General features: G+C 74.2%; 8 protein-coding genes and 1 pseudogene. 5 read left to right on the forward strand and 4 right to left on the reverse strand.

Features of this window, described 5'->3' with window-relative positions; translation table 11 throughout:
- Nucleotides 1-114 precede the first annotated feature (114 nt).
- Nucleotides 115-933 (forward strand): SAM-dependent methyltransferase, encoded by an 819-nt coding sequence (locus tag TCUR_RS07180; protein ID WP_012851825.1) that lies wholly within the window; start codon nt 115-117, stop codon nt 931-933.
- Nucleotides 934-1,052: 119 nt separating this feature from the next.
- Nucleotides 1,053-2,306, forward strand: a complete 1,254-nt coding sequence (locus TCUR_RS07185) for a serpin family protein (protein WP_012851826.1) — start codon at nt 1,053-1,055, stop codon at nt 2,304-2,306.
- 91 nt (nt 2,307-2,397) lie between these two features.
- Here TCUR_RS07185 and TCUR_RS07190 read toward each other — a convergent pair whose 3' ends face one another.
- Together TCUR_RS07190 and TCUR_RS07195 are read right to left on the reverse strand one after the other, a co-directional pair.
- Nucleotides 2,398-2,964 (reverse strand): hypothetical protein, encoded by a 567-nt coding sequence (locus TCUR_RS07190; RefSeq protein ID WP_012851827.1) that lies wholly within the window; start codon nt 2,962-2,964, stop codon nt 2,398-2,400.
- Nucleotides 2,961-3,557, reverse strand: coding sequence for a hypothetical protein (locus TCUR_RS07195; RefSeq protein ID WP_012851828.1), 597 nt, complete (start codon nt 3,555-3,557; stop codon nt 2,961-2,963). The genes TCUR_RS07190 and TCUR_RS07195 overlap by 4 nt, the downstream gene beginning before the upstream one ends.
- A 1,225-nt stretch (nt 3,558-4,782) precedes the next feature.
- On the opposite strand from TCUR_RS07195, the pseudogene TCUR_RS28595 reads away from it, so the two are divergent.
- The 3 genes and pseudogenes from TCUR_RS28595 to TCUR_RS07210 all read left to right on the forward strand — a co-directional run.
- Nucleotides 4,783-5,778, forward strand: a pseudogene (locus tag TCUR_RS28595) (Eco57I restriction-modification methylase domain-containing protein); the annotation flags it as partial.
- Nucleotides 5,779-7,487: 1,709 nt separating this feature from the next.
- A complete protein-coding gene (locus TCUR_RS07205) occupies nt 7,488-7,847 on the forward strand; it encodes a lamin tail domain-containing protein (RefSeq protein WP_245537003.1) in 360 nt (119 codons plus the stop codon).
- Between the two features lie 286 nt (nt 7,848-8,133).
- Complete coding sequence (locus TCUR_RS07210; RefSeq protein WP_012851831.1) at nt 8,134-11,043, forward strand: AfsR/SARP family transcriptional regulator; 2,910 nt, start codon at nt 8,134-8,136, stop codon at nt 11,041-11,043.
- On the opposite strand, the gene TCUR_RS24760 is transcribed toward TCUR_RS07210, so the two are convergent.
- Both TCUR_RS24760 and TCUR_RS07225 read right to left on the reverse strand, forming a co-directional pair.
- Entirely contained in the window at nt 10,997-11,536 is a 540-nt protein-coding gene (locus TCUR_RS24760; protein ID WP_012851832.1) for a hypothetical protein, read from the reverse strand. The genes TCUR_RS07210 and TCUR_RS24760 overlap by 47 nt on opposite strands.
- A 4-nt stretch (nt 11,537-11,540) precedes the next feature.
- Nucleotides 11,541-12,881 carry an FAD-dependent oxidoreductase gene (locus TCUR_RS07225; RefSeq protein WP_012851833.1) on the reverse strand — a complete coding sequence of 447 codons (1,341 nt, stop codon included), beginning with the start codon at nt 12,879-12,881 and terminating at the stop codon, nt 11,541-11,543.
- Between the last annotated feature and the right edge of the window lie 77 nt (nt 12,882-12,958).

Below are 12,958 nucleotides of genomic sequence, written 5' to 3' on the forward strand. Positions count from 1 at the left end.
CCCCGCCGGCGAAGGCGCGCCATTTGATGGCGGGAAACGCGGATTTCCCCATTGCCGCGGCGGTGTCCCTCTAGGCTCCAGGAAGCAGCCGTCAGGTAGGGAGGAATGGGTTCGATGACGGAGAAGGCGGAGGAGACGGGCGGCAAGGGGCCGGCCTCGCTCGACCTCCAGATGGACCGCGCGCATCCGGCCCGGGTGTACGACTACTTCCTGGGCGGCAAGGACAACTTCCCCGCCGACCGGGAGCTCGGCGACCTGATCGCCGCCGTCACCCCGGAGATGCGCGACACCGCCCACATCAACCGCAGCTTCATGGTCCGGGCCGTCAAATACGTGGCCGAATGCGGGGTGGACCAGTTCCTCGACCTGGGCACCGGCATCCCCACCAGCCCCAACACCCACGAGGTGGCCCAGTCGGTGATCCCCGGCGCCCACGTCGTCTACGTCGACAACGACCCGATCGTCTCCGTCCACGGGCGGGCGCTGCTGGCCACCGACTCCACCACGGCGCTCGTCCAGGCCGACATCCGCGACATCGACCGGCTGCTGGAGGAGCCCAAGCTGCGCCAGCTGATCGACTTCAGCCGCCCGGTCGCCATCATGCTGGTCGCGGTGCTGCACTACGTCACCGACGAGGACGATCCCGGCCGCATCGTCTCCCGGCTGCTGCAGGAGGCGGCACCCGGCAGCTACCTGATCCTGTCGCATTTTTCCGCCGACATGAGCCCCCGGGCGCACCAGGTGGTGGAGCTGGCCGCCCGGGACGGGGTGGCCATGCGGGCCCGCAGCCGGGAGGAGATCGCCGAGTTCTTCACCGGGCTGGAGATGGTCGAGCCCGGGCTGGTGCTGCCGCCGCTGTGGCGGCCCGACGGCCCCGTCCCCTCGGATTTGAGCAACGCCTGGGGTTACGCCGGGGTGGCCCGCAAGAACTGAAAACGGCCCGGGCCGGACGTGCACACGATCCGGCCCGGCGCCGTGGGACCGGTGAGCGGCCGATCGCAACCGCCCCGCCTGGTGGAACGGGGCGCACGGGAGCCTGTGGAGGAGGGCGCATGGCGCGCGGCGGACCACTGATCGATGCGGCCAACGCGCTGACCGTGCGGTGGGCCGCGGCGGTCTGCTCGCCGGCGCAGTCGACGGTCCTGTCCGGGGCCGGGGTGTGGCCGCTGCTGGGCTTGCTGGCCGCGGGCGCCGCCGGCCCGGGGGAACGGGAGCTGCGGCAGGCCATCGGGGTGACAAGCGGCGACCCCATCGACGCCGCCGAAAGCCTGCTGGAGGAGATGGCCTCCGCACCGGCCGTCCAGTCCGCGCTGGGCCTGTGGACCGCACGGCGGCTGCGGCTGAACCCGCAATGGGCCGGGCGGCTGCCGGCGGGCACCCGTGGCGAGCTGACCGGCGACCCCGGCCGCGATCAGGAGCTGCTGAACGCCTGGGCCAGGGAACGGACCGATGGGCTCATCCCCGCCATGCCGGTGGAGGTCGATGCGGCCACCCGGCTGGTGCTGGCCGGGGCCCTCGCCATCCGCACCACCTGGGACGAGCCGTTCTCCGAGTTCCCCACGCCGCTGACGGACGGCCCCTGGGGCGGGCGGTGGATCGTCGCGCTGTCGCGCACCGTCAGGACGATGCACGACCTTCAGGTGGCCGACACCCCGGGCGGCCCGCTGACCATGCTGCGCGTGACCGGCTCAGGGGACCTCGACGTCCACTTGCTGCTCGGCGGCCCCGCCCGCATGCCCGGGGACGTGCTCGCCGCAGGCGTCGCCGCACTGGCGGGCCGCTGCTCCCTCACCGGCGGGGACGCCCTGCCGGAGGGAGAACCCGCCCCCGGTGTCGTCGTCCGGACGATGGAGAGCGCCGTCCTCGGCGATGTGATGAACCAGATGGTGCCGCGTTTCACCGTCACCTCCTCCCACGATCTGCTCGCCACGCCCCAGGTGTTCGGCCTGCAGAGCGTGATGGACACCGCGCGGGGCCACTTCCCCGGCATCAGCGCCGAACCGCTGGCCATCGACCAGGCCCGCCAGAACGTCCGCGCCTCCTTCCAGGCCCGGGGCTTTGAGGCCGCCGCGGTCACCGCCTTCGCCGCCACGGTCGGATCGGCGCCCCCCGTGGCCACCGTGAAGGTCAAGTACGTGCAGGTCTGTTTCGACCGTCCCTTCGCCTTCCTGGCCGTCCACCGCACCAGCGGCCTGATCCTGGTCGCCGGGTGGGTCGCCGAGGCCGACGAGGCCGCGGTGCCCGGGCTCCCCTCGCCGCGGCCCGCCCGGCCCGGGCGGCCCTTCGGGAGGTGGGGCGGCTCCTGACGGGAAGATCCCCGGGACGAGCCGGGAGGTGCGCGGAAGCCCGCGCACGGCCGGAGGTCTGGTGAGCCGTTCGCCGCCTCCGGCCTTGAGGTCAGGACTCCAGCCGGCCGGCGACGCGGCGGGCGGCCTCGATGGCGTCGCGTTCCGTGGCGGCGGCGTCCTTGGCCTGTGTGGCGTAGCGGACGGTGATCCGCACCCCTCCCACGTGGGCCAGGACGGTGGAGACGCGCAGCAGCCCGTCCTCGGTCGCCGCGCAGGCCGCATCCCCCACTCCGGGCGGGCGGTGGACGGCTCCCAGCCCGGCCAGCGCGGCGCAGCCCCGCTCGTGCTCGGTCGCCGCCCTGTCCTCGGGACCGGCCTTCTCGACCCTGAGGTCGAAGTGGATGTACTCGGCGGAGCCGAGGTCGCCGCCGGCCGTGCAGGAGGCGCTGCGCAGCCCGCCGCCGCCGCGCCGCCAGGACGCCTCGGGGACCAGGCCGGCCACGTCCGCCGCGGCGCAGGGGTCGGCGAGCTCGGACCGTCCCGGCGGCAGGACCCCGAAGGAGAATCCCAGGACGACCGCCGCGGCGGCGACGGCGGCGCCGCCGAAGAAGGTCAGGACGAGCGTGGTGAGGAGACCGCCGAGGGAGCCCGCCGCGGCCGCGGAACGTTCGCTCATGCTCTCTCCAGTGCCGTGGCGGTCAGCCGGTGCAGCCGCCTCTCCCGGCCGGGGACGGGCGAGTCGGCCCGCACCACCACGACGGTCTGCCGGGCACGGGCCACCACCAGGTAGGACGGCTCGTCCCGGCGTGTGCCGGCGCAGGCCGCCGCCTGCTCGCCCACCCCGGAGATCGGCTGCGGCCGGCAGGCGATCTCCGGGTGTTCGACCTTGGACCGGAAGGACTCCTCGGCCGCCTTCACGGCCGTGACGGTGATGGTCTCATGGCTGCGGCGGCGGCGTATCTCCATGTGGCCATAGCGGTGCACGTCCACCGACAGGTACCGCCGGCCGCCGGAGGAGAAGGTGCACCCGCTGCTGATCCACCCTTCGGAGCCCGCCTCGTCCGGCGGGCGTTCGGAGAGGATCTGGGCGTCCGGCACGATCTCCTGCAGCAGTGCCCGGTCGACCAGGTTGCACGGGGAGGGCACCACGGGCACCGGCTCGTTCTCCTCCGCGGGGGAGGACCACAGCCCCCACGCCAGCCCTCCGCCGAGCAGCGCGCCCATGAGGGCGGACCAGACCGACAGGAACGCCTTCGTGCGAATGTCCATGACCGGACGATTATCGCCGCTGCCGATCAATGGGCCTTTTCAACCCGTGGCCCAAGGGGCCGTGGACAGCGGCCTTGATGATGCCCGGTGCTGCGGCGTTCCAGGTCACGGCCTTGTCCCTGGGGGCGTCGTCCCGTTTCAGCCTGTGAAGGCGGCGTGGTGAAAAAGCTCAACGCGCAGGAACCGGTGCGGTCCGCATGGCCGGGTGCCCGGTTCCTTGTGGTGCGTAATCCGCAGGCCGGGGCGTGGGGGAGGGCGCCGGTCGGCTTCCTGGGAGAGCGGTTGCTCGGGGACTCCGTTGAAGCACCTGCCGCGATAAGGGATGATTCGGGCAAGTGGTGCTCGTGTGTTATTTCGGTATTCGTGGTTCCCGAGGGGAAGAAGTGGACGTCTTCGGCAGGTGCGGCCGTCCCGCCGCCGGGCACCGGACGTCCATTCCCGGCGCGGGCGGAGAGACGGCCCCATGAGCCGCGATGCCCCGCCCGCGGGCGTCGCCTCCGAAAAGGGCCGGTCGCCGGGAAAGACGCCGCGGCCTGCCCCCACCGGCACCGAGCCCGCCCGCTGTGACCTGCACGGGGATGAGACCGCCACCGGCCTTCGGGAGAGCGCCGATGCCGGTGTCCGCACGCTGGACCGCGCCGCGGTCAGGGAGGCCATCACGACCCTGGGCACCGGTTTCCTCCGGCACCCCGATAACGACGCCCTCCGCAAGGCCCTGGAAGACCAGGGCGAGGTCACCCCCCGGAGGTTGCACCGGGCTTTGCTGCGCACCGTCTATCGGCTGCTGTTTTTGTTCATCGCCGAAGACCGCGGAATTCTGCTCGACCCGCACGCCTCCCAGCAGGCCCGCGACCGTTACACCCGCTTCTTCTCCACCGCGCGGCTGCGCCGCATCGCCGCCCTTCCCGGGCCCGACCCGTCCGAAGACCGAAGCCGCGGCCGGCGGCGTGCGTCCGTCCCCGGCGGGCTTCCCGAACGAGGCCCGCCCGGCCGTTCCCGAAACCAATGGCGGACCCTCGTTTCCGTGCTGGACGGCCTGGGGCGTGAAGGCGGAGTTCCCGAACTGGCTCTGCCCGCCCTGGGCGGGCTTTTCGAACAAACCGGCATCGACGCCCTCTTGCACGAGTGCTCCCTGGATGATGAGCACTTGCTGGAGGCCATCCGCTCGCTGTCACAGGTGCGCGACCACAAAACCCACCGCACTCTTTGGGTGGACTTCGCGCGCATGGACGTCGAAGAGCTGGGTTCGCTGTATGAGTCGCTGCTGGAGCATGTGCCCGGCTATGACCCGGCCGAGCGTGCGTTCGTGCTGCGCAGGCTCGGCGGCAATGAACGCAAGATCAGCGGCTCGTACTACACGCCCCCCTCGCTGGTCGAGGCGCTGCTGGACGCGGCGCTGGACCCGGTGATCGACGACGCCCTCGAATCCGGCCGGACCGCCGCCGAACGGGAAAGGGCGCTGCTGTCGCTGACCGTCTGCGACCCGGCCTGCGGCCCGGGGCGTTTCCTGGTGGCGGCGGCCCGCCGCATCGCCGGGCGGCTGGCCTTCGTCCGCACCGGCGACCCCCGGCCCCCGGCCCGGCAGGTGCGGCGGGCGCTGCGCGAGGTCATCGCCGGCTGCGTCTACGGCGTGGACCTCAACCCGATGGCGATCGAGCTGGCCAAGGTGTCGCTGTGGCTGGAGGCCGGGGAGCCGGGCAGGCCGCTGAGCTTCCTGGACGCCCATCTGAAGGTCGGCAACGCCCTGCTGGGCGCCACCCCGGCCCTGCTGGCCGGTGGACTGCCCGACGAGGCGTTCACCCCCATCGAAGGCGACGACAGGAACTGGGTGCAAACCCTCAAAAAACGCAACAGAGCCGAACGCGAGGCGCTGAAGGGTCACCAGAGCATCCGGCCGTCCCACCGCGGAGAGGAGACCGGCCCGGCGGGCAAGGAGCTCGCCGACGCCTGGTGCGCGGCGTTCTGCTGGGTCAAAACGCCCCGGGCCGCGCCCCCCGTCACCACCCGCACCCTGCTGGACCTGGCACGCGACCCGGACTCGGTCGCCCCGGAGACCCGGGCCGAGATCGCGCGCCTGGCGGAGCGGTACCGCTTCTTCCACTGGCACCTGGAGTTCCCCGGCGTCTTCGGCGGGCGGGGCGGCGCACCCGATGAGCGCACCGGCTGGAGCGGCGGCTTCTCGTGCGTCCTGGGCAATCCGCCGTGGGAGCGCATCAAGCTCCACGACCGGGAGTTCTTCGCCACCCGGGACGAGCGCATCGCCGCCGCCCCCACCAAGGCCGCCCGCGACCGCCTCATCCGGGCGCTCGCGGAGGAGAACCCCGCGCTGCACGCCGAGTACACCGCCGCCCGCCGGCGGGCCGAGGCCACCGGGCATTTCCTGCGCAGGTCCGGCCGCTACCCGCACACCGGGCGCGGCGACATCAACACCTACGCGGTGTTCGCCGAAAGCGGCCGGGCGATCGTCGGCCCGCACGGACGGGTCGGCCTGATCGTCCCCACCGGCATCGCCACCGACGCCACCACCCGGCACTTCTTCCGGGACGTGGTGGCCTCCGGCCGCCTGGCGTCGCTGCACGACTTCGAGAACACCGCGCCGCTGTTCTCCGGCGTGCACCGGTCCTTCAAGTTCGCGCTGCTCACGCTCACCGGGCGGGCCGAACGCAAGGCGAGCGCCGACTTCGCCTTCTACCTGCACGACCCGGCCGAGCTGCGGGCGCCCGCCCGGCGCTTCAGGCTGAGCCCGCGGGAGATCGCCCTGCTCAACCCCAACACCGGCACCTGCCCGGTCTTCCGCAGCCGCCGCGACGCCGAGATCACGCTGGGCATCTACCGGCGCGTGCCCGTGCTGCTGCGCCGCGGCGAGCCCGACGGCAACCCGTGGGGCGTTTCGTTCCTGCGGATGTTCGACATGTCGGCCGACTCCCACCTGTTCCGCACCCGGCGAAGGCTGGAGGCCGAGGGCTGGCGGCTGGAGGGCAACGTCTTCACCCGCGACGGGCGGCGCTACCTGCCGCTGTATGAGGCGAAGATGCTGCACCACCACGACCACCGGTGGGCCACCTACGAGGCCGACGGCTCCATCCGGGACGTCACCGCGGAGGAGAAACGCGACCCCGGCTTCGTCGTCATGCCCCGCTACTGGGTGCCCGAGCACGATGTGCCCACCGGCCGCACCGACCGGCGGGGACGGCCCGTCATGGCGCCCGGGGTCCGCTCCCGCCTGGCCGCGCGCGGCTGGACGGCCGGCTGGATGCTGGGGTTCCGCAACGCCTGCCGCGCCACCGACGAGCGCACCTTCATCGGGCACCTGCTGCCGCGGGCCGGGGTGGGCAACAGCATGCCCGTGATCATCACCGACGACGCCTCCTGCGCCCCGGCCCTGATGGCCTGCCTGCAGTCCTTCGTGCTGGACTTCGTGGTCCGCGCCAAGGCCGGCGGCGCGAACATGAACTTCTTCATCGTCGAGCAGCTGCCGGTGCTCCAGCGGTCGAGGCTGCCCGAGCCCGCCCCCTGGGACGGCACCGCGACGTTGGCGGACTGGCTGGGCGCCCGCTTCCTGGAGCTCAGCCACACGTCCGGCGACCTCGGCCTGCTGCCCGTCGCCCCCTTCCGCTGGGAGGAGGAACGGCGGCGCCTGCTACGGGCGGAGCTGGACGCGGCGTTCTTCCACCTGTATGGGATTAAGCGGGACGACGTGGACTACATCATGGACACGTTCCCGATCGTGCGGCGCAAGGATCTGGCGGCGTTCGGGCGCTACCGGACCAAGGAGCTGATCCTGGCCGCCTATGACGCGATGGCCCGCGCCATCCGCTGCAAAGAGCCCTACCGGACGCCGCTCGATCCTCCGCCGGCTCAGGGCCTGTCCCAGGTGCGGCTCATCACCGCGGAAGCGCCCGAAGCGCCCGAGGCGAGGCCGCCGGGCCCGTGCAGATCTACCGGGTCTACTACGACTCGCCCGGCAAGGACACCGGCTCCAACAGCTCCCTCAACGCCGAGTGGGTGCAGATCATCAACCGGGGCACCAAGACCCGGCAGCTCAAGGGCTGGCGGATCCACGACAGGACCGGCTACACCTACACCTTCGGCTCGTTCAAGCTGGGCCCCAAGAAGACCGTGAAGGTCCGCACCGGCAGGGGCAAGAACACCTCCGCCAACCGTTACTGGGGCCGCCGCTGGTACGTGTGGAACAACACCGGCGACACCGCCTACCTGCGCCGCCCGAGCGGCTCCCTGGCCGACTCCTGCTCCTGGAGCAAGAAGGGCAGCGGCCACAAGTACTGCTGACCGCCTTCGCCGAACCTTTTCAGCACGCGTCCTTGAGCGCCGGGAGCCAAAGGGCTCGGCGATGCCCGGCACTGGGCCGTCCCCGCAGGCCGTGACCTGCGGGGACGGCTTGAAGAAGTTCACCGCGGGCGTGGCCCGCGCCGCCGGGACGCAGGCGGCGCGGGCCGCGCCCCCATCGATGCCGCACCCCTTTTAGGCCCGCCGATTGTTGCGCGACGCGCCGCCTCTTATCCTCTTGGCTTTACCCTCGTATCGGCCCTTTCGCGGGCCAGGGGTGGGGTTTGCGGTGGTGCGTTTTCAAGTGCTCGGGCCGCTCAAAGCGGACCTGGGCGGACGGCCGGTGAGGCTCGGCGGGCTCCGGCAGCGGGCGGTGCTGGCGGTGCTGCTGATCGCGCGGGGCAGGATCGTGTCGGCCGAACAGATCGTCTCCGCGGTCTGGGAGGGGTCCCCGCCGCCCTCGCCGACCACCCTGCACGCCTATGTCTCCGAGCTGCGCCGCGCCCTGGAACCGGACCGCCCGGCGCGCGCACCCGCCCGGCTGCTGGTGCGGGAAGGCCCGGGATACGCGCTGCGGATCACCCCCGACCAGCTGGACGCCGAACGCTTCACCGACCTGGCCGCGCGGGGACGGCGGGCACTGGAGGCCGGCGCGGCGGCCCAGGCCGAAGAGCTGCTCGGCCGCGCCCTCGACCTGTGGCAGGGACCCGCCTACGCCGAGTTCACCGACGCCGGGTTCGCCATCCCCGAGATCGCACGCCTGGAGGACCTGCGGGCCGGCGTCCAGGACGACCGCGTGGCCGCCATGATCGAGCTGGGCCGGCACGCGACGGCCGTGGGCCTGCTGGAGGCCCAGGTCGCCGAGCATCCACTGCGGGAACGCGGCTGGGAACTGCTGGCGCTGGCGCTGTATCGCTCCGGCCGCCAGGCCGACGCACTGGCCGCCCTGCGGACCGTCCGCCGCCGCCTGGCCGACGAACTGGGCATCGAACCGGGACCGGCGCTGCGCGCCCTGGAGACGGCGATGCTGACCCAGGACCCCGGCCTCGACCCGGCCCCTCGGCACGGCGCGGTCCCGCCCGGCAGGCCGCCCGCGGCGGAGCCCGTCCCGCCCCCCGCGGAGCCGCCCGCGCAATGGACGCCGGCACTGCGGCCGGAACCGGCGCGAACCGGCGGGAACCTGCCGTTCGCGCTGTCGGCCTTCGTCGGCCGGACCGAAGAGCTGGCCATGACCGGCCGCCTGCTGGCCGAGCACCGCCTGGTCACCTTGACCGGGACGGGCGGGGTGGGCAAGACCCGGCTGGCGCTGGAGGCCGCCCGGCGGCGAAGCGACCCCGACGGCCCCTGGCTGGTGGAGCTGGCCGGGCTGCAGGAGGAGACGCTGCTGGCCGCCGCGGTCGCCGCCGCGCTGGGCATCCCGGGGGTGAGCACCCCCGACCAGCTGGCCGCGGTGCTGGCCGGCCGGGAACTGGTGCTGCTGCTGGACAACTGCGAGCACCTGCTGCGGGGCGCCGCCGAACTGGTCGGTGCGCTGCTGGCGCGCTGCGGCGGGCTGCGGGTGCTGGCCACCTCCCGCGAGCCGCTGGGCGTGGCGGGCGAGGCGGTCTATGAGGTGCCGCCGCTGGAGCCCGCCGGGGACGCCGCCGAGCTGTTCCGCCGCCGGGCCGCCGCCGTGCTGCCCGGCTGGAGTCCCGACGAGGCCGAGCAGGCCCGCATCGTGCGGTTGTGCGCCGAGCTGGACGGCATTCCGCTGGCCATCGAGCTGGCCGCGGCCCAGTGCCGGGTGCTGTCCATCGACCAGGTCGCCGACGCGCTGGCCGACCGTTTCGCGGTGCTGGTCGGCGGCGCGGCCGGCGGCCCGTCCCGGCACCGCACCCTGGAGGAGGCCGTCGCCTGGAGCCACCAGCTGCTGGAACCGGCCGAGCGGCGGCTGTTCCACCGGCTGGGGGTGTTCGCCGGGGGCTTCGACCTGGAGGCGGCCGGGGCGGTCGCCGGCGTCACCCCGGTGCTGCCGCCGCTGTCGGCGCTGGTCCGCAAGTCGCTGCTGACCGTCGAGCCCGGCAGCGCCCCCCGCCGCTACCGCATGCTGGAGACGCTGCGCCAGTACGCGCTGCGGAAACTGGACCCCGCCGAACTGGAGGCGGCCCGCGAACGCCACCGCGCCTGGGTGCTGGCCCGCGCCGAGGCCGCCGACCGCCGGCTGCGCGGCCCGCAGGGAGCCGACCTGCTGGCCCAGTTGAGCGGGGACCTGGCGGAGATCCGGGCGACGTTCGCCTCGGCGGCCGCCGCCGGGGACGGGGAGTACATGCTGCGGCTGGGCGCGGCGATGTACTGGTTCTGCTACCGCAAAGGGCACATCGCCGAGGGCCTGTCCTGGCTGTCGGAGGCGCTGGCCGCCGTGCCCGACGCCGACCCGGGGCTGCGGGCGCGCGCCCGCGTGGGCCTGGGCGGGCTGCTGTACCTGAACGGCCAGGTGCGGGACGCCTACGAGGCCGCGCTGACCGCCGGGCAGGAGGCCCGCGCGGCGGGGGACCGCATCACCGAGGCGCTCACCGACATCTACCGCGTCTACATGGGCGCGCTGGCCGGAGTGCCGCTGGATGTCGCCGAACTGAGCCGCACCGCCGTGGAACGGGCCCGCGCCACCACCGAAGAATGGCTGGTCGCCGAGGCGCTGATGGTGCAGGGCATGATGGCGCGCCTGGCGGGGGACCCGTCCGCGCCGCAGGTGCTGGAAGAGGCGATCGCGGTCGCGCAGGCCTGCGGTCACGGCTGGTCGGTCGGTTCGGCGCTGTGGGCCGCCATGAAGGCCGCGCTGGACCGCGGCGACGGCCCCCGCACCCTGGAGCTGGCCAAGGGCCTGCTCGTCATCTCCGAACGCGACGTGGATGTGACCTCCTGGCTGGTGCTGCTGCACACCGCCGCCCACGCGCTGGTGCTGACCGGACGCCCCGAGTCCGCCGCCGTGCTGGTGGGCGCGGTGGAGGGCATCGGCCGGCAGGTCGGCTTCTCCCCGGAGAAGATGGACCCGCTGGACGGCCCCCGCACCTCCGCCGCCGTCCGCCGGGCGCTGCCCGCCCACGAGTACCGGCGGCACCTGGCCCGCGGCCGCCGCATGTCCCGCCGGGAGGTCTCCGCCCTGCTGGCCGATCTCATCGCCGAAACGACCGCAGCGGCGGGTCGGCCCGGCGCCCGGTGAGGACGTCGGCCACCAGCTCGGCGACCGCCGTCTCCGAAGGGGCCACCACGTCGATCACGGGGGTGCGCTCCTGCGCCAGCTCCAGCGTCCAGCCGCCGTCGCCGGCGTAGCAGCCCACCGTCAGCGCCGCCTCCCCCGACCACCCCCACGGCGGGGTGGCCGCCAGCCGGGGCAGCACCAGGCGCCCCTGGTAGACGCCCACCGGTGCGATCCCGGCCGCGGCCAGCGCCTCCGCCATGCGCTCCCGCCCGGCCCGCACCCGGGACGCCGAGCGGGCCCGGCGGTGCCGGCCGGCGACGGCCCGCAGGGCGAGGCCGGGCAGGTCCGCGCCCAGGCCGTCCCAGTCGCCCGGCGCGATGCCGTGCCCGTCCCCGGCCGCATACAGGTCGGCGAGCAGCGCCGCCGCCTCCCGCAGCACCGCGTCCGCGTAAACGGTGGCCGGCTGGGCCCGAGCGGCCGCCGCGATCTGCATGCCGGTGTCCGCCGCGCGCATCGGCTCAGCCCTCCTGCCCGGGCAGCAGCGGCAGCATGTCCTCGGCCGGCACCGGGCACGGGTGGACCGGCAGGGCCCATTCGGGACGGCGGCGCAGCACGCGGGCCAGCATGCCCGGGGCGAGCAGCCGCCGCGGGGGAGCGGCCAAGGCGGCCACGCGCAAGACGGCGTCGCCGACCACCGGGTCGGCCTCGGCCGCCGCGTGCAGCCGGTCGAAATAGGCGTTGCGCAGGCGGGGCGGCGTGCTGCACCCCAGCCACGAGCCTTTGGTCACGAGCGCCCAGGGGGCGTCGATGACCTCGGCGGCCTTGGCGAAGAACCGGCGGGCCGCATCGGCGGTCCCCTCCCGCAGCGCCTCCCGCAGCACCAGCGCCTGGCAGGCCGCCACGGTCACGTCATACCAGGAACAAGGACCGAAATGACACAGTGCGTCACCGACCGCCACATACCGGCCGGGAAGGTGGCGCAGGCGCTCGTAGCGGCGGCGGACCCCGGCGGCCGGGCGCGTCAGCTGGGGCGGGCCGACCGGGTCCAGTTTGAGCATGAGCCGGTGAATGTCGGGAATCGGCAGCCGGGCGGCGAACGCCTCGTAGGCGTCCGGGTCGGCGCAGAGCGCGTCCTCGCCCGCGCCCAGCACGGTGATCAGCCAGCGTCCGCCCTCGGCCCGGGTCGCAAGCCCGCCGCGGGGCTCCGCCCCCGGCATGACCGCGATCACATCGGCGTCGGCGTCGCCGGGATGGGCGCGGTACTCGCGGGACACGCAGACCGGCCCGGGGCCCGCGTGCTCCTGCACGGGCGGCGCGCAGCCCAGTTCCCGCAGCCAGGCGATGCCGGGGTCGTCCCGCCCGGAGGCGTTCACCACCAGGTCGGCCGGGATCTCCGCGCGGCCGCCGGCCGTCTGCACGCGCACCCCGCCGGCCTCCGGCAGCAGCCCCACCGCTTCGCAGCGGAAGCGGATCCGCACGCCCGGCAGGGCCTCCACCCGGGCGCAGATCGCCTCCCGCAGCCGCGGCCGGCTGACGGCCAGCCCGCGCAGCCGCGAAGGCGCCGGGTGCAGCCGCCGCCCGCCGTGGTACCAGGCGCAGTCGCCCTGCAGATCACAACGGGCGGCGCCCAGGGCGGCCAGTTCGCCGATCAGCCCGGGAAACAGCCCCTCCAGCGCCTCGCAGCCCCGCGACGGCAGCAGGTGGGCGTGGCGGTCCCGCGCCGCGGACGCACCGGCCGGCTCGCCGCGGTCGATGACGCTGACGCGGGCGAAACGCTCCGCCAGCACCCGGGCGGCCAGCAGGCCGGCGATGCCCGCCCCGATGACGACGGCATGCCCGCCGCGGTCGATTTCCGTCATGACGATCCCCTCCACCGGCCCTGGCGCCGCATCCCTCACCCAGGCGCCGGGCCCTGCGATGACCAGGGTGCTCCCGG

It is taken from the genome of Thermomonospora curvata DSM 43183 (assembly GCF_000024385.1).
GTDB classification, from domain to species: domain Bacteria; phylum Actinomycetota; class Actinomycetes; order Streptosporangiales; family Streptosporangiaceae; genus Thermomonospora; species Thermomonospora curvata.